Origin of the sequence: Parasynechococcus sp. (assembly GCF_042954245.1) — a bacterium.
GTDB lineage: Bacteria > Cyanobacteriota > Cyanobacteriia > PCC-6307 > Cyanobiaceae > Parasynechococcus.
The window spans coordinates 1-18547 of sequence record NZ_JBGKDP010000168.1 but is presented as its reverse complement, the minus strand read 5'-3'; the positions used below and the strand labels follow the sequence as shown (position 1 = coordinate 18547).

Below are 18547 nucleotides of genomic sequence, written 5' to 3'. Positions count from 1 at the left end.
TTGTGCATAGTGGCGATTATAACTCATTGCAAAAAGTGTCTAAAAGTTTTCAGCGTCTTGTTGAGTTACAGCAGTTGGATCGTGGGTATTGATGCGTAGAGATATTGTTCTTGTTTCTACAGCTGAATGGCATCATCCATTTTGGACGAATAAGCAGCATACGGCTCTTGCATTAGCTCGTCAGGGTTGTCGGATTTTGTATGTTGATTCGCTCGGTTTGAGGAAACCTTCGGCAAACTCTCGTGATCTATTTAGGATAGGTCGACGATTGTTACGAGGTCTGAGGCTTCCAGAACAAGTTCATGAGGGTATTTGGGTTTGCTCACCGCTTGTTATTCCAGCTGCCCGTTGGGGCTTGATTCAGCGATGTAATAAATTAATTTTGAGATTGTATTTATATATTTGCCAGTTCTATTTAAGGTTTAAGTCGCCAATGCTGTGGACTTACAATCCGCTGGCATTGCGCTTAGTTAATTCAAGAAATTATAGCAAGCTAATTTATCATTGTGTTGACGATATAGCTGCTCAGCCGGGTATGGATTCACCTCAGATAATCGTCTGGGAGCGCTTACTTTGCGAAAGTGCTGATATAGTTTTTGTGACATCAAAAAATTTATTGGATGCTCGGATCGAGTGGAATCCAGCGACCTATTACTATCCTAATGTTATCGACTTGAGTTATTTTAACTCGGTTGTTCAAGGTAAAGCTGTTGATCCGCCATCTTCATTGGCGAGAATTCCTGGGCCGCGTCTTTTGTTTGTTGGTGCTATTAGCAGTTACAAAGTCAATTTTGATCTATTGAGAGACCTGGCAGTTTTGCGGCCTCAGTGGTCCATTGTTTTGATTGGTGCGATTGGAGAGGGTGATCCTCAGACCGATATTCGTCTCTTGGCTGATTTGTCTAATGTTTATTACCTTGGACCTAAGGCGTACTCCGATTTGCTTAGTTATATGGTGTGCTGCGATATTGGACTGTTGCCCTGCCGTCTGAATCAATATACTTCCAATATGTTTCCAATGAAATTTCTTGAGTACTTAGCGTCTGGTTTGCCTGTTGTCAGCACAGTCTTGCCGTCTTTAAGTGAATATCGATCATTTTATGATGAGTGTAAATCCGCATCAGACTTTGTTGATGCGATAGAGCGTATTTTGACTGGAAAAACAATCTTTGATCATCGCGCTGTGCATGACTTGCTTATATCTCATACCTATGAATCACGCACTGTTAAAATGCTGAAAAAGATTGATGGGGTTCATGAAGGCTAATTTCTTTGCTTTTGATTCAATCAAGAATGAAGTTGTTAGACTTCTCTTTCGGTTTGGATTTGTGATATGGCTTTGGGCTTTTTTGTTTGCTCGAGTGCCATTGGCGGCGACACAAGACGTGTTTGGCCTTAAATCAAGGCCGCTTTTACTTCTTGACTGTCTGAGTGTTGGCTTTGCCTCGTTGGCTTTTTTGCAAGTCGGTTGGCGCCCTTGGAAAGTATTCAAGGCTCCCTTCGTGCGGCTTGTGGGTTTGTCTTTTGCTTTGTTTTGGGCTTTTTACTCGTTAAGACTTGGATTTGATAGCTGGGTTCTTTCTGTCGACCTGGTGACTCCTCCGAGCACCCTGCTCAAGCATTTCCTGACATCAACACTGATCCCGGCGCTTTGCTTGCCCTGGGTTGTGACTATGGCGTCTTGGGGATCTACTCTGCCCTTATTGGTTGGATTAGGTTCAATCTCTCTTCTTTTTGGGGAATTAAGTTTTGTATTTATCAGGGGTTTCGATGCCTTGATGAAGGTGCGATTCGCATTCGAGGATCTGAATCCTATTCCTGCGTCGCATTCGTCAGCGTCTCTCGTGATTCTCTCTAGCCTGTTTCTTTGGAGCGTTGTTCGCAATAATTCTCGTACGAGCCGGTTTTTTCAAGCTCTGCTTGGGTTGGTGGGCTTGTTACTGGGCTTGTTGGGCATGCAGCTTGCAATGACGAAAGGAGCTTTTTTGGCACTCATCCCCTTAGTGGTCTATTTGGCATGTTCTTTGTGGAAGCGTTTCCGGGTTCTTGGTTTTGCCGCTGTTCTTGGAGTGTCAATGAGTGCTGCCATGTTGATGTTTGGGGCGATGCGCCGCGGTCTTTGGTCAGCAGGATCGATCGGAGATAGAGTTGAATTAATCCGTCAGAGTATAGGAGTATGGTCTGATCATTGGTTCTTGGGCATAGGCTTTCGCGCGCAGAGCATTCTTCATTCTAATCTTTTGACTAGAGGAGATCATTGGTATCCACACAATTTTGTTGCTGAATCATTGTTGCTCGGCGGGGTTGTTCTCATGGCTATTATTAGTTCTTTTATTGTTTCTTCTGCATTTTCTGCCTCTTTCAGCGTTGAGGCTGACGGCTTCAAGGATGCGTTGCAGGTTCCACTGACGTTTCTCTGGATACAGGGTTTAGCTAGTGGCTTGGTTTCTGGTCATCTCGCTTTAATCCCCGGGCTTTGGGTTGGTGGTTTGTTGGTGGTTTTGAATCGTTACCGATGAAGAGTCAGCAATCTCATCGTCTTGTTCTAGTTTTGCCGTATTTAAAGGCACGAGGAACTGAAAAGCAAGCTTTGATGTTGAGCCAGGGATTAGTTTCTTTAGGTTGGGAGGTTTCATTAGTAGTCGTGATGGGATATGGCGAATCATGGTTGTACGAGGCGTTAGAACAAACTGGCGTCAAAGTTTTTAATTTGGGTCCCCCTTGGCATCGTGAGCGAAAGGGTGTTTCATGGTTGCGCCTGCCTCATTTAGTAAGGTATTTAATGCTTCTCAAGCCTGATGTGGTGATGAGCCGAGCACTTCTTGCAAATAGGTTTGTTGGATTTGCCTCCATGATTGCCTGCGTTCCATTTTTAGCCACGTATTCGGGAGGTATTTCTCCACCAGAAGATGTTAATTCTCGATCTAGATTGAGCTCTTGGAATTCTCGTTTGCAAGAGGTTATTTGGAGGGTCTTGCAAGGTTGGCCTGCAAAGCTCGTAACCGTATCTGGTAAAAGTGCTGAGCATTTGTATCGGCGGTTCCCGCATTCCCTGAAGTGGGTGATACCGATCCCAAATGGTGTTGCATGTTCTCCATTGCCAGAAAATTATCATCAAGAACAAAAAAGCGCCAGAGCTCAGAACTATGTGCGTATCGTTTTTGTTGGTTCTATTGAGCTTGTTCGAAAAGGGCTTGATGTCTTAATTGATGCTGTTGAGATCTTGGTCCAAGAGTCCGCACCTTTGTTTCGTCTCACAATTGTTGGGGATGGTCCTGATCTTTCTCTTCTCAAGGACCTTGTCATTTCGAAAGGTTTGAATTTACTCGTTGAGTTCTGGGGGGAAAGTGAAAACCCTCTTGATGTCATGCGTCAGTCTGATTTGTTAGTTTTGCCTTCCAGGCGAGAAGGCTTGCCCAATGTGATGTTGGAGGCGATGTCTTGTGGTGTTTGTGTTATTGCCTCTTCCTGTCCTGTTGGCCCCTCTGAAGTGATTTCTCACCGTGAGAGTGGATGGTTGGTTCGAGTTGGTGATTCTGTGGCGCTTGCTAAAGGTATGCGGACTCTGATAAGTGACTCGGTTTTGCGTGAACAGCTCGCCCAAGCAGGGTTTTCTTATGTGTCTAGGCAATGTTCAGCTGAAGTCATGACCCAGCGTTATGACTCAGTTTTGAGCTCTCTCAAAGGCTCTGCCGGGCTCGTGGCGAAATGACTGCCGTTGAAGTTATTATTCCAGTCTTCAATGATAAAAATCGTCTGAACTATTTATTGACGTCTCTTGCTCACCAAACTCTTGAGCCTCATTTATTCAGTGTCATTGTTGTCGATAACGGTAGTGATTCTCCTGTTGTCATACCTGTGGGTCTGCCCTTTTTCTGTAGGTTGATGTTTTGTTCATCTCCTGGCTCTTATGCGGCTAGAAATGTCGCTTGGCCAGCAGTACAAGCTCCTTGGATTGCCTTTACGGATTCAGATTGTTTACCTGAAAATACCTGGCTCGAAGCAGGTTTAGAGGCTACTCGTGTTGCGGAAAATGGGCGGTTTCCGCGTTTGTTGGCTGGAAGGATTGAGATGATCCCATCCTCAAGGCAAGCTGCTACATCTGCTGATCTTCTTGAGATTTATTTTGGAATGCCTCAGGAGCGTTATGTCCGTTGTGGCGGTTATGGAATTACAGCCAATTTATGGATTGAAACTTCCTTGTTAAAGGCTTTGGGGGGATTTGACGCGAGGCGAAAATCAGGCTCCGATCGAGATTTTTGTTTGCGAGCGAATCAACTTGGTGTGAAGGTAGTCTATGTCCAGTCATGTTCACTGCGTCATCCAGCGCGTAGCCGCGACGAACTGGCGGTGAAAGCCCGACGCTTGATCGGTGGCCGTGTTGATGCAGCGGGCTCAAATTTCGCTCGTCGTTTTGTGGCGTTACTCATGCATTTAAAACCGCTACTCCGAGAGAGTTGGGTATGTTGGTTTCTTCCGCTTCCCCTGTTGAAACGCCTTCAAATGCTTTATTTGATGTTTGTTTTGCGCATTGTTGCAATGCACGAATGGTGTATTCTCGTGCTTCGTTCTACATCAAGTCACCGTTGATTGTTTTCATTATGACTACTTCTGTGGTCAAGAATCTTCGGATCCTGCGCATGAGTTGGCAGAATGTTCTGCGTGTGGACCTGTTGGGGCTGCTCATCAGAGTCATGCTCACAAATGGTGGGTAACTCCCAGTCCCGAGGTCAGTTTTTCTTTTCTGTTTCTATGAACTTCTTGGCTGGTCTCAATGATGCCCAGCGTCGTGCAGTGGATCACCACGAAGGCCCCCTGCTTGTTGTGGCGGGAGCCGGCAGTGGAAAAACTCGAGCCCTGACCCATCGGATTGCTCACTTGATCGGTGAGCACGGTTCTGACCCAGCTCAAATCCTCGCGGTGACCTTCACCAATAAAGCTGCTCGTGAGATGAAGGAACGGCTCGAGCTTCTTTTGGCACAACGTTTAGCTCAAAGCCAGTTCAGCCAGCCCTGGAGCACCCTTCTGCCGGTGGAGCAGCGTCACTTACGTTCGCGCATCTATCACGAAGTCACCAAAGAACTCTGGATTGGCACTTTCCATGCGTTGTTCGCGCGGATGCTCCGCTACGACATTGACAAATTCCAGGACTCCGAAGGACTGACCTGGACTAAGCAGTTTTCGATTTACGACGAAACTGATGCCCAGAGCCTAGTCAAGGAGATCGTCACCCAGGAATTGCAGCTGGATCCGAAGCGCTTCGACCCCAAGAAGACCCGTTGGGCGATCAGCAACGCCAAAAACCAGGGCTGGTTGCCCGACCAGCTCGAGGCCAATGCCGAGGGGCAGCGGGGCAAGCTCACCGCCGATGTCTACCGGCGTTACCGCAAGGCACTGGCTACCAACAATGCACTCGACTTTGACGATTTGCTGCTCCTCCCGGTGCAGCTTCTGCAGCAAAATGAGCAGGTACGTAGTTATTGGCATCGCCGCTTTCGTCACGTTCTTGTGGATGAGTATCAGGACACCAACCGCACCCAGTACGACCTGATCAAGTTGCTGGTGACCGATGGCAAGGATCCTCAAGATTACGACGACTGGGTCGGGCGTTCGGTGTTTGTGGTGGGTGACGCCGACCAGAGCATCTACAGCTTCCGGGCTGCAGATTTCACGATCCTGATGGGCTTCCAGGACGATTTTGGTGACAAGGCACCAGATGAGACCACTCGCACGATGGTGAAACTGGAGGAGAATTACCGTTCTACCGCCACGATCCTGGAGGCGGCCAATGCGCTGATCTCCAACAACAGCGAACGGATCGACAAGGTGTTGCGCCCCACGCGTGGTGAAGGGGAATTGATCTCTCTGACCCGCTGTGATGACGAAATCGCTGAGGCAGAGGCGGTGGTGCACCTGTTACGCACGATGGAAGCGGCCAATCCCGAGCTGAGCTGGGGTGACATAGCGGTGCTGTATCGCATTAATGCCCAGTCCCGCGCCATCGAGGAATCGCTGGTGCGCTGGGGCATTCCTTACATCGTGGTGGGTGGACTGCGCTTTTACGACCGTCGCGAGATCAAGGACCTTCTGGCCTATCTGCGGCTGCTGGTCAACCCGGCTGACACCGTCAGCCTGCTGCGGGTGATTAATGTCCCGAAACGGGGCATTGGAAAGACCACGATTCAGCGCCTCACCGATGCGGCCAATCAGTTGGGGATTCCGCTCTGGGATGTGGTGAGTGATCCCGAAGCGGTGCGTTCTTTGGGCGGTCGTTCGGCCAAGGGGCTTCTCCAGTTCTGTGAACTGGTCAATGATCTGAAAGTTCGCAGTCGTGAGGTGGCTCCCTCAGAACTGATCCAGCAGGTGATGGAGAAAAGCGGGTATGTCAGCGAGTTGATCGCTGATGGCACTGATGAGGCCGAGGAACGGCGTCGCAACCTGCAGGAATTGGTGAATGCCGCTCTTCAGTACCAGGAGGAGAACGAGGAGGGTGATTTGGAGGGATTGCTGGCCAGTACAGCACTGTCCAGTGATGCGGACAGTAAGGACACCGCCGCGGACCGGGTCACTTTGATGACGCTGCACAGCAGCAAGGGACTGGAGTTCCCTGTGGTCTGCCTGGTGGGTCTGGAGCAGGGGCTGTTCCCTAGTTATCGCTCCCTCGACGACCCAGCATCTCTGGAGGAGGAACGACGTCTTTGCTATGTCGGCATCACCCGGGCGAAGGAGCGTTTGTTCATTTCCCACGCCAGTGAGCGGCGTCTCTGGGGTGGGATGCGCGAGGCGGCGGTTCCTTCAGTGTTTCTTTCGGAGCTGCCGGAGGCCCTGGTACAGGGGCACATTCCTCAGAGTGGTGGAGCGGCGCTCCGGCGTGAACGGCGCCTTGATCGGCTCACTCGTGTGGATCGGGACAAACCGTCATCGGCCCCTGCGAATGCGGTGCGGCGACGTCAGATAGCAGGGCCAGGCCCCGGTCGGAGCTGGCAGGTGGGTGATCAGGTGATGCATGCCAGTTTGGGCGTTGGTGAGATAACCCACACCTTCGGAAGCGGCGAGAAGGTGTCAATTGCGGTCAAGTTTTCGGGGATGGGTCCCAAGATCCTGGATCCACGATTGGCCCCCCTCGAGCCGGTAAAGGATTTTCCCTAAGTCAGGAATGCGTTGCTTCGTGGTCATGGCAGTAGCAGTAATTTTTTTTGTTCCTATGGTGTCAGTCTTGCCCTAACAACAGTGGCTTACTAAAATCCTCACTCGGCCTCCAGGGATGGTTGCAGGTTGCTTGCTCGAAAAAGTTTGGTCTTCTTTTTGCTTCTTGAATAATTACAATTGTTATCGGTTTTTTTGGTGCGGGCGAGAGCCCATCAGAGCGAAATCCGTGATGATCAGCCCATTGCCATGCACGTCCCGAAATGGAACTGCCCGGTGTACCGAATTATTTGCTTCAGGAGCTTCGGGGAGCTGGCGTATCACTTGGTATGACTCGGCTGGCCTTGGTGGGCGGCGTGGTTCGCGATCAGCTTCTGCATCAACGCTTTGATCGTTCTTGGTGCGGCCTTGCTGATTTGGATTGGGTGGTGGAAGGAGATGCAGTCGCGCTCGCCGCACAACTGGGCCGACGTTGCAGCTCAGATCGCTTGACGACAGTAAGGGAGTTCGGAGCTTTTGGCACCGTTGCTCTTCAACTTGATGGTATCCCCCTGGATCTGGCCTCGGCGCGAGAGGAGCACTACCCCTCCCCAGCGGAGAATCCCGTGGTGCGAGTGGGCACCCTCCAGGCCGACCTCGCCCGCCGGGATTTCACGATCAATGCCATGGCCTTCGATTTGATAGCGGGTGAGTTGATTGATCTCCATCATGGCCAGGAGGATTTGGCATCAGGCCAGCTCCGCTTTCTGCATTCGGGGAGTGTTCATGACGACCCCACCCGCGTGATCCGCGCTGCCCGCTACGCCGCTCGGCTCGGTTTTCATCTTGCGGAGGAGAGCCGAGCGCAAATCCGCAGTACCGTTCAGCACTGGCCCTGGGCTTGGAGCCAGGGCGATCCGGCATTTGCGGCACCCCCGGCCCTCGCCACACGACTGCGAATGGAGTTAGATCGACTTCTGGAGCGCGAACCCTGGTCACAGGCCCTGGACCTCTTGGAGCAGTGGCAGGCCCTGTCGCTTTTGGATGTGCAGCTTCAGCAGGATCCCCAGCGCACGCAGCGGCTCCACTGGGCCCGACGTCTGGGCCTCCCGTTGATGCCCTCTCTTCTCTTGGGAGCAGCGGACCCAGTAGCGGTCGCACAAAGGTTGCAGATTCCGGGCAAGCAACAGCAATGGCTGCAGCAGTGCGGGGAACTTCGCGACTGGCTGGTTGATACACCCCCACCTCTGGAGGCCACCCCGTCGATCTGGTCGACGGCCATCGAACAACACGGTTGGCCGCCGGAGGTGGTGGCCCTAGTGGTAACCCTTCGCCCGCAGCAGTGGAAACCGCTGCTGCGTTGGTGGGGGCGCTGGCGGAGGATTCAGGCACCCCAAACGGCGCGCGATCTGATTGCCGCAGGCTGGCAGCCGGGTCCGGCCATTGGTGAGGAGTTGCGTCGGCAGCGCAGCGCCGTGCAGGACCGCAGCCGATGCCACGGCGCTTTCGAGCGATGAGCTGTCAAGAGTTTTCAGCCCAGCTTTTGGCAGCCTGCTGGCGATGTTCCGGGAGGACACCAATTCCCCAGCTTACTAAGAATTACTCTAGCTCTGGGGTCATCTGCTCGGTGGCCTGTTGATGGTGCGCTGCCGATTTGAAGCCATTTGCTGTTCTGAGTAAGCCTTTCAAATACCATCACGCTGTCCGGTTTGAGGTATTCGGGGTGCTGGAGAAGCCGCCTTTCAACAGCTCAAGGCCACTCGGATAGGTAGGGATTTCAGAGCCTTTTAGTCAGATGTCCGAGCGAGCGGTGCCCAGCGTTTTCCTGTTTGAATTGTCATAGGCGGCGTTCTTAGCCATTGATTTGTTTCATGGCGTATTGGTGAAAAATTTCTTTTTACGGTTATTAATGGGCAAGTGCTTCCCTCATGCGAAGACGAAACTGATCTTCGGGAGGTGTTTGCTGCCCTGCAACGGCGTTGGTTCCGGGTAGCGGGTAGTGGCCTTCTGGAATTGGCTCTGGCCGTAGGAGCGGTTTCACTTAACCCACGCTCAGTTCCACAAGTGCAGGCCAGCCTGATCGTGAATGTGGCCTGGATTCCATCCTGTTATGGCTAGCTGCGCCAAATCAATGCATTTGTTTTGCACCCGAAACAGCCGATGATTTGTCCTGCTGAGGTTGATTAACTCCGCTTAAGGCTTAATCAGCTTACTAAGAATTTTGACCAAGTTGGTTATAAGCTTGAACAGCTTGCATTCGATGCCAAAGGGAGAGAGAAGAGCGGCGCTCAGCTTGTTTTAAGCCTTACCTCTTTCGCTGATCAGCTTTCTGAGGGTTCTGCACCGCTCGCCCAAATCCAGCAGGAAATGACAGAACGAGTAGCTGAGGAAGCTATGGCCAATGGCTTTGATTCTGATTGGATCTTTGTTGAAGAGCCAACCAAGACTGTTGGCCAAAGTCGTTCACTCCCCCGTTCACTTGCCCTTGGCTTGCTGGGGGGTCTAGTGGTGGGTGCTGGCAGTGCGTTGATTGTTGATCGGCGCAGTAACCGGATGTATTCCCCTGCGTAGCCTCGATCATCCCCTTCGCCTTGGCTTGCCGGCTGGTCTTTGGACTTCTCCGGCCGTGCAGGTGTTGGTGGGTCAGCTGGCCACCCAACTTGACCAAACTTTGTCCTGGAGGGTGTTGAGCATTGCCCGCCAACATGAAGCGGTGGCACCCCTGACGCAGTTGCAGCAGCAGCCAGGCGGGCCTGCCCTTCAGTGCTGTAGCGCCGATTCTTTGCTGGCGGCCGTGCTGCGCATGTCCCCCCCGACGGACCTATCGGTTTGCTGTTGGTGGCGGAGCCTGGATTCAATTCCGCCAGGGCTCTTGAGGAAGCACGTTTGTTGGTCAGTCAGATGAGCAGTGTTCAGGCTGTGGGGGTTGTGCTCATCGGTGCGCCGCTGCCTGAGGAGCTCAGTCCATCGGCGGCTGGGTAACTCGGCCAATGGCGTGCCAACTGTGATCCGGTTGGTCCAGCAGGGCTGCAGCAAAGCGCGGGGTCACGCTGATCAGCAGTGGCCCGCAGGTTTGGGGATCAACGAGGAGCTCCAGAAAGGCCCAGTGACTCGTGCCGCCAGCTTTGTGTTTTCCCAGGTGGATGAAGACGGGAGCAGGCTGTCCAGCTGGTGCTTGGGGATCAAGGAGTGACCAGGCACGGCGGTTGGCAGGGGCGAGGCTGCTGGCATGGCCAGCGGCCAGAAGTTCCAGTGCCCCAGGCAGAGCGGGGATGCGGCTGGCGTCGAGCTGGATCTGCAGCGGCTCTGAATCATTGGCTGTGTCACCGAGCATTTCACCGAGGTGGCCCAGCAACCCGAAGCCTGTGATGTCGGTGGCGGCATGAAGTTGGCCAGGGTGTTGCTGCTCCAAAGCAGTCAGCTGCTCCACTAGTAGGTGCTGGCTTGTCTGCATCTGGGTGAGAGCGCTGTCGAGGTCCGCCGGTGCGGTAGCGCCTGTCATGGCCGCAGCAAACAGCACACCAGTGCCGAGGGGGCGACTGAGCACAAGCTGGTCGCCAGCTTTGAGTCCGCGCTTGGGCCAAAGCTTGTGGCTCGCTGCCCCCTGCACGCTTAGCACAAGCTGCAGGCCAAGACTGCATGGCTCGGGGGCTGGATTGCGGTCTTCCAGGGTATGCCCACCGATCAGCATGGCTCGCTGGGGATCGAGCGCTGAGCGGATTCCAGCGATGGACTGGGCTAAAAGGTCTTGCTGAGTGCTGCTAGGGGCCAGCGGCAGGGTGACGACCGCTTGGGCCGATTGCACTGAGGCGCCACAGGCCCAGAGATCGGAGCAGGCATGCAGGGCGGTGAGACGGCCATTGAGCCAGGGATCACTGATCAGGGCTGGAAAGCCATCCACGCTTTGCAGCAACGCTTCTCCTGTTCCACGTGCCTTGGTTGGTAACACAACGGCATCCTCCGGGGCTGTGGCCAAGCCGCCCACCCCGGCAGTGGATAGGGCCGCTTCCAGGGTGGCGGCGGGGAGTTTGGCGGCACAGCCGCGGCACAGCATCCGATCACCATTGCTGATTGCCTCTGCTTTGCCCATGACGGAAGGCTGGAAGCGCTGCATGAAGCGTCGGTCGATGCTTTGCTTCCAGCGCCAGAGCAGCGGATGGGGGCCGAGCAGGATGGATCCCCAAAGCGCCCAGCCGGTGGGTTGACCTGAACGGAATCCACCCAGCAGTTGCAGAGCTTGTTGCTGGGGTGTCCAGGGCTTTAGCCTTTGTTCTTGGTAAGCAGCCTCGAGGTTGCGGGCCAAGGGTATGGCCGCCCGCACCGCCCACACCCCGGAGGGCGGCCGTGGGCAGGCGTCGATCACGGCGCAGTCGCCGCTGGCAAAGATCTGTGGATGACCTATCACCTGGAGTCTGCGTGTGGTGCGCACACGGCCGCTGTCTTCAATGCAGGGCAAGCCGCTGGCGGCGAGCCAGCCTGGTGCGCAACTGCCGCTGCAGAGCAGGCCGGATGAGATCGTTGCGGGAAGGGTGTTTGCTGGAGCATCTGCAGGTTGGTGCATGATGCGCACTTCAGCAGCCTGAATGGCTCTGGCGAGCCGTGGATCGAGATGATCTGCTTTTGCCAGGAGGTGGATAGGGCGCGTTGGCCATCGGTGCCTGAGGGCCAGGGCGACTTCCACACCTGCCAGACCGGAGCCCACTACATGAAAAGGGTCCGAGGAGTTGCCGTCCTGGCTTTCCAGGAAGGCCAATGCCGGCTCTAGGGGCTTGATCGGAACCACCCTGCCTGCGGGTAGTGACTGATCAGGTGCTACGGGGCGGCTCATGGCGCCCACATCCAGGCTCAGTTTAGTGAAGCCCAAAGGCAGTCGATCCTCGAGAAGGAGGGTTTGATACGTGAGGTCGATGCCCTGAATCTCCGCCTCCACGAAGGCCACGTCTGCATTTGTGGCAAGCCGACGCAGATCGATGGCGGCCTGGTCACGGCTATAGAGGCCAGCGATCAGTCCCGGCACCATGCCGGAGTAAAGCGTCGTACTCGAGCGATTCACCAGCGTGATCAACCCCTTCGGTCGTTGCTTGGGACGCATCGACCAACGCTGCAGCATTAAGGCATGGCTGTGCCCCCCACCTGCTAGCACCAGCTGGGTGGCGAGGGTCATAGTCGTCGATACCCCTGAGGATTGGCGGATTGCCAGGTCCAGCCGTCGCGGCACATTTCGTCGAGGCAGCGCTTGGCTGTCCAGCCCAGTTTGTGCTCAGCCAACTGCGGAGAGCATTCCAGGCGCGGTACATCGCCCTCTCGCCGGGCACAGATGGTGTACGGGATGGTGATGCCGGTTGCCTGCTCGAAGCCACGCACCACATCAAGCACCGTTAGGCCGGTGCCGGTGCCGAGGTTGAGGGTAAGTGCGGTCTTTGGCAAAGCTCTAAGCAGATGCTCGAGGGCATGGGCATGGGCTTCGGCCAGATCCATTACGTGGATGTAATCCCGAATGCCAGTGCCATCGGGGGTGGGGTAGTCGTTTCCGAAGACCTTCAGGTTTTCAAGCCGCCCGGCGGCGATCTGGGTGATGAACGGAAACAGGTTGTTGGGGATCCCGAGGGGGTCTTCCCCGATACGCCCGGATGGATGGGCGCCCACCGGATTGAAGTAGCGGAGGTTAGCGATGCGCCAGGAGCCTTTAGCCGCTAAAGCATTGAGTAACTGTTCCACTGCCAGCTTGCTCTGCGCATAGGGATGGATCGGCGCTGGAGCCATAGTTTCCACGAGCGGAAACTGTGTGGGTTCTCCATAGATGGTGCTCGTGCTGCTGAAGACCAGTGTTTTGCAGTGGGGAGCCATGGCTGCAAGCAGAGCCCGGCTCCCGCAGACGTTCACATCCCAGTACCGCAGAGGGTCTGATACGGATTCCCTCACGGACTTGAGGCCGGCGAAGTGGATCACCGCGTCGATTGGCGTTCGAGCTGTTTGTGCGTTTTCAAAGAGTGCCTTGAGTAGCCTTGTATCGCGTATGTCTCCCGCTACACATTCGATAGAGGCTCCTCCAAGTTCTTGTGCCCTTTCGAGAGCAACCGGTGAGCTGTTAGAGAAGTCATCGAGCACCACTAGTTCATGGCCAGCCTCGAGCAGCGCTACACAGGTGTGGCTGCCGATGAAGCCGGCGCCTCCGGTGATGAGTAGGTTGGCCATTCATTTGCTTTCCAGTGCTCAATTCTTACCTCAGTCTCATCTCCTGTCTGCCGACGTCATTGGGAGTTCGAATGACTCGTTCGAACAATTCACGGTTGAGGGACCCAGCAGGGGCATGCCTAGGATCTAGCTATTGCATTCGAGAATTTTGGGTTTTGTTTCTGATTGCTGCGGCTGAAGGTGTAACGCTGAGAGTAATTCCATTTTGAGATCCTGGAATTCTTTTGCGATTTCCTTCGGTTTGGGAGAACGTTTTTCCTGATTTTTCATTCATTCGACTCGCACATGCCTCTTCATGCCAATGTTTCAATTCATCCCACTGCCCTAGTGGATGATGGCGCTACGATTGGTGCCGGTAGCCGGGTATGGCATTGGGTGCATATCTGTAGTGGAGCTGTTATAGGCGAGGATTGTTCCTTTGGTCAGAATGTTTTCATTGGCAATAAAGTTCGAATCGGAAATAACGTCAAGATTCAAAATAATGTGTCTGTGTATGACAATGTGGCTTTGGGAGATGATGTTTTCTGTGGGCCAAGCATGGTGTTCACCAATGTATGTAATCCTCGCTCAGCAGTGAGTCGCAAAGACGAATATCGCGACACGATTGTGGAGAAAGGGGCAACGCTTGGAGCGAATTGCACGATCGTATGCGGTTACCGGATTGGCCATCACGCCTTCGTGGGTGCTGGAGCTGTGGTGAATCGGCATGTGAGGCCCTTTGCTTTGATGGTTGGGGTGCCCGCCAAGCACATTGGCTGGATGAGTTCCTATGGCAATAGGGTCGATCTCCCACTGGAGGGCACCGGTTCCTGGACCTGCCCCCATACCGGTGACATTTACCAACTTTTGGATCAACATCTCATACGTTCATCCGGTTGAGCGATGAAGTTCATTGATCTGGCGGCGCAGCAAAGCCAGCAGTTGCCTGACGGGATGACTGTTCGTGATGCGGTGGACTCCCGCATTACTGCGGTTCTAAATCATGGCCGCTATATCCTTGGGCCCGAGGTGGAGGAGCTGGAGACTATCCTCTCTGCCTACATAGGAGTGAACTACTGCATAGCGGTGGCAAGCGGCACAGATGCACTTTTGATAGCCCTGATGGCCCTAGGGGTGCAGGACGGTGACGAGGTAATCACAACTTCTTTCTCTTTCATTTCTACCTCAGAAACCATCACTCTCTTGGGTGCAACGCCGGTGTACGTAGATATTGATCCGGTCACTTACAGCCTGGACGCAGCCAAGCTGGAGCCGGCGATCAGCACGCGCACTAAGGCGATTATTCCGGTGAGCTTGTACGGTCAGCCGGCTGATTTTTCTTCCATCAATGGGATTGCTGAGCGGCATGGTTTACCGGTGATTGAGGACGGTGCCCAGAGCTTTGGCAGCATGCAAGATGGACGTCGCAGTTGTGGTTTGAGCACTATCGGCACCACTAGTTTCTTCCCCTCTAAGCCTTTTGGAGGGTATGGAGATGGCGGAGCTTGCTTTACCGATGATCTTGAGTTGGCAGATCGTATGAGGCGGGTTTCGCGCCATGGCCAGGCTCGGCGCTATTCCCATACCGATGTCGGTGTCAATGGTCGGATCGACACTCTGCAAGCTGCTATTTTACTGGGAAAATGGCCCAACTTTGCTAAGGAGGTTGAGGATCGCGGTCGTATTGGTGCTGCTTACAGCCGCAAGCTTCAAGCTGTTGGGGTCACGACTACGCCTCACTTGTCATCTGGAAATACCAGTGTGTATGCCCAATATACCGTGCAGGTGGATCAGCGGGTCGAGGTGCAGGCTGTATTAAAGGAGCAGGGAATTCCCACAGCTGTGCACTACCCCACTTTACTTTGCCAGCAACCAGCCTTGCATTGCAAGCACAGCCTCTGCAGCTACGGGTGTAATACACCCATAGCTAAGGCGGCCAGCGAACGAGTGTTGAGTCTGCCCATGCATCCTTGGCTCAGCGATGCTGACCAAAACCGTGTTGTGGATGAGCTGGTGAACGCCATGCAACAAATAAAAATTTCTGCTTCAGTATGAAGAGCTTTTCTCCCGACATTATCCATCAGGTGGAGTTGCTTGAGAAACTGCACAGCCGTCAGGCTGTAATTGGCATTGTGGGTTTGGGCTATGTGGGCTTGCCTCTTTCGCTCACTTATGCCGAGGTGGGCTTTCAGGTGCTGGGTCTTGATATTGATCAAGCCAAGGCGGATGCCATCAATCAGGGCCAGAGCTACATCAATCACATTGATAAAACGCGGGTGGCACAAGCTAGGCAAGAGAAACGGTTGGAAGCCACTATTGACTTTTCCAGGGCTGCCGAAGTCGATGCTTTGATTCTGTGTGTGCCGACACCTCTTAATCAATATCGCGAGCCAGATCTGAGCTTCATTCGCGCCACGATGTCGGCACTGCTCCCGTATCTGCGTCCAGGACAGATCTTGAGTCTGGAAAGCACAACCTATCCAGGCACTACAGAAGAAGAGTTACGCCCGTTGATTCAGCAGCGAGGATTCATTGTTGGCCAAGATATCTTCTTGGTCTATTCACCGGAGCGCGAAGACCCTGGCAATGCCCACTTCAATACGGCCATGATTCCAAAGGTGATGGGAGGAAGTACGTCTGCATGCAGCGAGGTTGGAGTTGCGCTCTATGAACAAGCAATTTCTGAGGTGGTGACAGTGAGCAGCACTCGTGCTGCTGAAATGACTAAGTTGCTTGAGAATATTCACCGAGCTGTGAATATTGGCTTGATGAATGAACTTAAACCTCTAGCCGATCGGATGGGGATCGATCTGTATGAAGTTATCCGAGCTGCGGCCACCAAGCCGTTTGGATTTGTACCTTACTATCCAGGTCCAGGTTTGGGCGGCCACTGTATACCGATCGACCCCTTTTATCTCACCTGGAAAGCACGCGAATATGGCATGCATACGCGTTTTATAGAACTGGCTGGTGAAATCAACTCTGGAATGCCTTCATATGTTGCAGATAAAATAATGGATGCTCTAAATAAAGTTGGTAAGCCTCTCAATGGAAGTAAGGTATTGATTTTGGGGATTGCATATAAGAAAAATGTGGACGACATGCGCGAGTCTCCTTCTGTTGAGTTAATGGATCTTTTGCAACAAAAAGGCGCTGATGTGGCCTATAGTGATCCATTTTTTCCAAACTTTCCAGTGATGCGAAGGTATAATTTTGATCTTCAAAGTGTTGAGATTTCCGCTGAAAGCCTCAAATCATTTGATGTTGTTGTTCTGGCAACCGATCATGATACCTACGATTACGATTTAATTGAAGCATCTAGTAGTCTGCTTGTCGATAGCAGAGGCCGCTTTGCCTCTAGTGCAAAAATTACCAGGGCTTGACCTGATGGTTTCTTTGTCGTATTCAATCTATGATAAATCAACTTTCTATTGGCACTATGGGCGACAGTTTAATTCGAATTGCTTTAGTTGGCTGTGGACGTATTAGCTGTAATCACATCAAAGCTATAGCTCTTCACTATGAACGAGCTAAGCTCGTTGCTCTCTGCGATAATCAGCAAGAAAGGCTGTATAACGCTCAGGAATTAGTTTCTGATGTTATGCAAGAAAATCATTCTGTAATACAAAATCCGAGGCAATTTCTTAGCTATGAAAGCTTGTTGAAAGATATTAAATTAGGTACTATAGATGTTGATTTGGTTGTGCTTACCACACCTAGTGGATTGCATGCTGCTCAAACTATTTCAGCGGCAGAGGTTGGTGTGCATATTTGCACAGAAAAGCCGATGGCAACGACTTGGGAAGATGGTGTTTCTATGTGTAAGGCTTGCGATAATGCAAGGGTCCGTTTATTTGTTGTTAAACAGAACAGGTTTAATAGTACGTTGTCTTTAGTAAAGCGACAGGTCAAATCTGGTCGCTTTGGTCAATTAGCAATGGTCTCCGTTAACGTCTTCTGGCAACGCCCGCAGAGCTATTACGATCAGGATAGTTGGCGAGGTACTTTGGATTTAGATGGTGGAGCTTTGATGAATCAAGCTAGCCATTACATTGATCTTTTGGATTGGTTGGTCGGCCCAGTAGAAAACTTAAGTGCATCGATAGCAACTATCGGAAGAAATATTGAGGCCGAAGATACAGCTGCTATACAGTTGCGATGGCGTAATGGTGCTTTAGGCACAATGGCGGTAACAATGTTGACTTATCCAAAAAATCTTGAGGGATCAATTACATTACTAGGAGAGACTGGCACAGTAAAAATTGGCGGTCCAGCAGTTAATCAAATTGAATATTGGACATTTGCTGATAAAGCACCAGATGATGATTTAGTGGCTCAAGCAAGCTATGAGACTACTAATGTATATGGATTTGGACATCCATTGTATTATGAAAATATGCTTGACGCTTTGCAAGGAAAGTCTATGCCAATGTGTGATGGCGAACAAGGTTTACGTAGTCTAGAACTAATTGTAGCAGCGTATCAATCGGCGAAAAATAATCGGACTGTCAACTTGCCACTATCGAAGTAAATACTTTAAAATGATGATCTTTTTTCAAGCGAAAATATTTATTTCTATAGACCCTGTAAATATATGATTACCAAATATGTAGCTGCGTTGAAAGATGCTGATACTATAGTCATCATAGGCTCCAGTCCTATTCTCCTCCTTACAGCTATTTCTCTAGCAAGAAGAGGGAAAAAGGTATCAATTATTTCCAGTAACACTGAGTGGGGTGGTGCCTGGAAGTACTCATCTTTTGATAATAATTTTATTGATATTGCATGTCATTTACTCGAAAGTAATAAAAGAGTCCATGATCTTTTAAGAGCCTATAATGTTAATCTGAGAAAATGCACTTTAGGAAATGAAGCAGTCAAATATATAGCCAATTCAGAAAAAGAGAATGCTAATATTTTTTTATACCATTCTAAGTTGCAAGTATTGCAGGAAATGTTTACTAGGTTTAGACGGCTAATATTTGCATTTTTAAAATACTTAATTAGTTCAGATGCAGAGAAAGGCTTTAGTCTAGAAACTGCTTTAAACGAGTTAATTATTTACTTGCGCTTTCGTGCTAGCCAATTATTTAATCTTGAACCTTTACATATTCCTTCAAATGGCTGGTCGAACTTCGTAATTGATCTCACTAATGAAGCCAGGCAGAATAGTGTTCATTTTATAGATGACTTTGTGTCTGATATAGAAGATCGAGGATTATTCTTTGTTGCAAAAACTAATAAAGAA

Annotated in this window: 14 protein-coding genes; 12 read left to right on the top strand and 2 right to left on the bottom strand. The window is 51.7% G+C overall.

Features of this window, described 5'->3' with window-relative positions; genetic code table 11:
* Positions 1 to 91: 91 nt before the first annotated feature.
* The 7 genes from ACGVJ8_RS07585 to ACGVJ8_RS07555 all read left to right on the top strand — a co-directional run bounded on the left by ACGVJ8_RS07585 (position 92) and on the right by ACGVJ8_RS07555 (position 9696).
* Positions 92 to 1267 (top strand): glycosyltransferase, encoded by a 1176-nt coding sequence (locus tag ACGVJ8_RS07585; RefSeq protein ID WP_392346899.1) that lies wholly within the window; start codon positions 92 to 94, stop codon positions 1265 to 1267.
* Entirely contained in the window at positions 1248 to 2519 is a 1272-nt protein-coding gene (locus ACGVJ8_RS07580) for an O-antigen ligase family protein (RefSeq protein ID WP_392346897.1), read from the top strand. The genes ACGVJ8_RS07585 and ACGVJ8_RS07580 overlap by 20 nt, the downstream gene beginning before the upstream one ends.
* Positions 2516 to 3712, top strand: coding sequence for a glycosyltransferase (locus ACGVJ8_RS07575; protein ID WP_392346896.1), 1197 nt, complete (start codon positions 2516 to 2518; stop codon positions 3710 to 3712). The genes ACGVJ8_RS07580 and ACGVJ8_RS07575 overlap by 4 nt, the downstream gene beginning before the upstream one ends.
* Positions 3709 to 4590, top strand: a complete 882-nt coding sequence (locus ACGVJ8_RS07570) for a glycosyltransferase family 2 protein (RefSeq protein WP_392346894.1) — start codon at positions 3709 to 3711, stop codon at positions 4588 to 4590. Before ACGVJ8_RS07575 ends, ACGVJ8_RS07570 begins: the two co-directional genes overlap by 4 nt.
* Before the next feature lie 162 nt (positions 4591 to 4752).
* Positions 4753 to 7149 (top strand): UvrD-helicase domain-containing protein, encoded by a 2397-nt coding sequence (locus tag ACGVJ8_RS07565; protein ID WP_392346892.1) that lies wholly within the window; start codon positions 4753 to 4755, stop codon positions 7147 to 7149.
* A 326-nt stretch (positions 7150 to 7475) separates the two neighbouring features.
* Complete coding sequence (locus tag ACGVJ8_RS07560) at positions 7476 to 8642, top strand: CCA tRNA nucleotidyltransferase (RefSeq protein ID WP_392346890.1); 1167 nt, start codon at positions 7476 to 7478, stop codon at positions 8640 to 8642.
* 850 nt (positions 8643 to 9492) lie between these two features.
* The gene (locus ACGVJ8_RS07555) at positions 9493 to 9696 is read left to right on the top strand and encodes a hypothetical protein (protein WP_392346888.1); all 204 of its coding nucleotides are present in this window, start codon (positions 9493 to 9495) and stop codon (positions 9694 to 9696) included.
* A 388-nt stretch (positions 9697 to 10084) separates the two neighbouring features.
* Here the strand turns inward: ACGVJ8_RS07555 and selD are convergent, their stop codons facing one another.
* Entirely contained in the window at positions 10085 to 12289 is a 2205-nt protein-coding gene (gene selD / locus ACGVJ8_RS07550; protein WP_392346887.1) for a selenide, water dikinase SelD, read from the bottom strand.
* Positions 12286 to 13320: a UDP-glucose 4-epimerase GalE gene (gene galE, locus ACGVJ8_RS07545; RefSeq protein ID WP_392346885.1), complete on the bottom strand. Its 1035-nt coding sequence runs from the start codon at positions 13318 to 13320 to the stop codon at positions 12286 to 12288. Before galE ends, selD begins: the two co-directional genes overlap by 4 nt.
* A 285-nt stretch (positions 13321 to 13605) precedes the next feature.
* On the opposite strand from galE, the gene ACGVJ8_RS07540 reads away from it, so the two are divergent.
* The 5 genes from ACGVJ8_RS07540 to ACGVJ8_RS07520 form a co-directional block, all read left to right on the top strand.
* Positions 13606 to 14199 carry an acyltransferase gene (locus tag ACGVJ8_RS07540; RefSeq protein ID WP_392346883.1) on the top strand — a complete coding sequence of 198 codons (594 nt, stop codon included), beginning with the start codon at positions 13606 to 13608 and terminating at the stop codon, positions 14197 to 14199.
* Positions 14200 to 14202: 3 nt separating this feature from the next.
* Positions 14203 to 15354, top strand: a complete 1152-nt coding sequence (locus ACGVJ8_RS07535; RefSeq protein WP_392346881.1) for a DegT/DnrJ/EryC1/StrS family aminotransferase — start codon at positions 14203 to 14205, stop codon at positions 15352 to 15354.
* Positions 15351 to 16682, top strand: coding sequence for a nucleotide sugar dehydrogenase (locus tag ACGVJ8_RS07530; protein ID WP_392346879.1), 1332 nt, complete (start codon positions 15351 to 15353; stop codon positions 16680 to 16682). Before ACGVJ8_RS07535 ends, ACGVJ8_RS07530 begins: the two co-directional genes overlap by 4 nt.
* Positions 16683 to 16711: 29 nt before the next feature.
* A complete protein-coding gene (locus tag ACGVJ8_RS07525) occupies positions 16712 to 17830 on the top strand; it encodes a Gfo/Idh/MocA family protein (RefSeq protein ID WP_392346877.1) in 1119 nt (372 codons plus the stop codon).
* A gap of 87 nt (positions 17831 to 17917) precedes the next feature.
* Positions 17918 to 18547: hypothetical protein (locus tag ACGVJ8_RS07520; protein ID WP_392346875.1), on the top strand; the 630-nt coding region annotated here is incomplete at its 3' end.

Bases quoted from the DNA above. Each gene is read 5' to 3' on its own strand.
- ACGVJ8_RS07535 (WP_392346881.1), top strand. From the start codon at position 14,203: ATGAAGTTCATTGATCTGGCGGCGCAGCAAAGCCAGCAGTTGCCTGAC.
- ACGVJ8_RS07575 (WP_392346896.1), top strand. From the start codon at position 2,516: ATGAAGAGTCAGCAATCTCATCGTCTTGTTCTAGTTTTGCCGTATTTA.
- ACGVJ8_RS07555 (WP_392346888.1), top strand. From the start codon at position 9,493: ATGACAGAACGAGTAGCTGAGGAAGCTATGGCCAATGGCTTTGATTCT.
- ACGVJ8_RS07560 (WP_392346890.1), top strand. From the start codon at position 7,476: ATGACTCGGCTGGCCTTGGTGGGCGGCGTGGTTCGCGATCAGCTTCTG.
- galE (WP_392346885.1), bottom strand. From the start codon at position 13,320: ATGGCCAACCTACTCATCACCGGAGGCGCCGGCTTCATCGGCAGCCAC.
- ACGVJ8_RS07540 (WP_392346883.1), top strand. From the start codon at position 13,606: ATGCCTCTTCATGCCAATGTTTCAATTCATCCCACTGCCCTAGTGGAT.
- ACGVJ8_RS07525 (WP_392346877.1), top strand. From the start codon at position 16,712: ATGATAAATCAACTTTCTATTGGCACTATGGGCGACAGTTTAATTCGA.
- ACGVJ8_RS07570 (WP_392346894.1), top strand. From the start codon at position 3,709: ATGACTGCCGTTGAAGTTATTATTCCAGTCTTCAATGATAAAAATCGT.
- selD (WP_392346887.1), bottom strand. From the start codon at position 12,289: ATGACCCTCGCCACCCAGCTGGTGCTAGCAGGTGGGGGGCACAGCCAT.
- ACGVJ8_RS07580 (WP_392346897.1), top strand. From the start codon at position 1,248: ATGGGGTTCATGAAGGCTAATTTCTTTGCTTTTGATTCAATCAAGAAT.
- ACGVJ8_RS07565 (WP_392346892.1), top strand. From the start codon at position 4,753: ATGAACTTCTTGGCTGGTCTCAATGATGCCCAGCGTCGTGCAGTGGAT.
- ACGVJ8_RS07530 (WP_392346879.1), top strand. From the start codon at position 15,351: ATGAAGAGCTTTTCTCCCGACATTATCCATCAGGTGGAGTTGCTTGAG.
- ACGVJ8_RS07585 (WP_392346899.1), top strand. From the start codon at position 92: ATGCGTAGAGATATTGTTCTTGTTTCTACAGCTGAATGGCATCATCCA.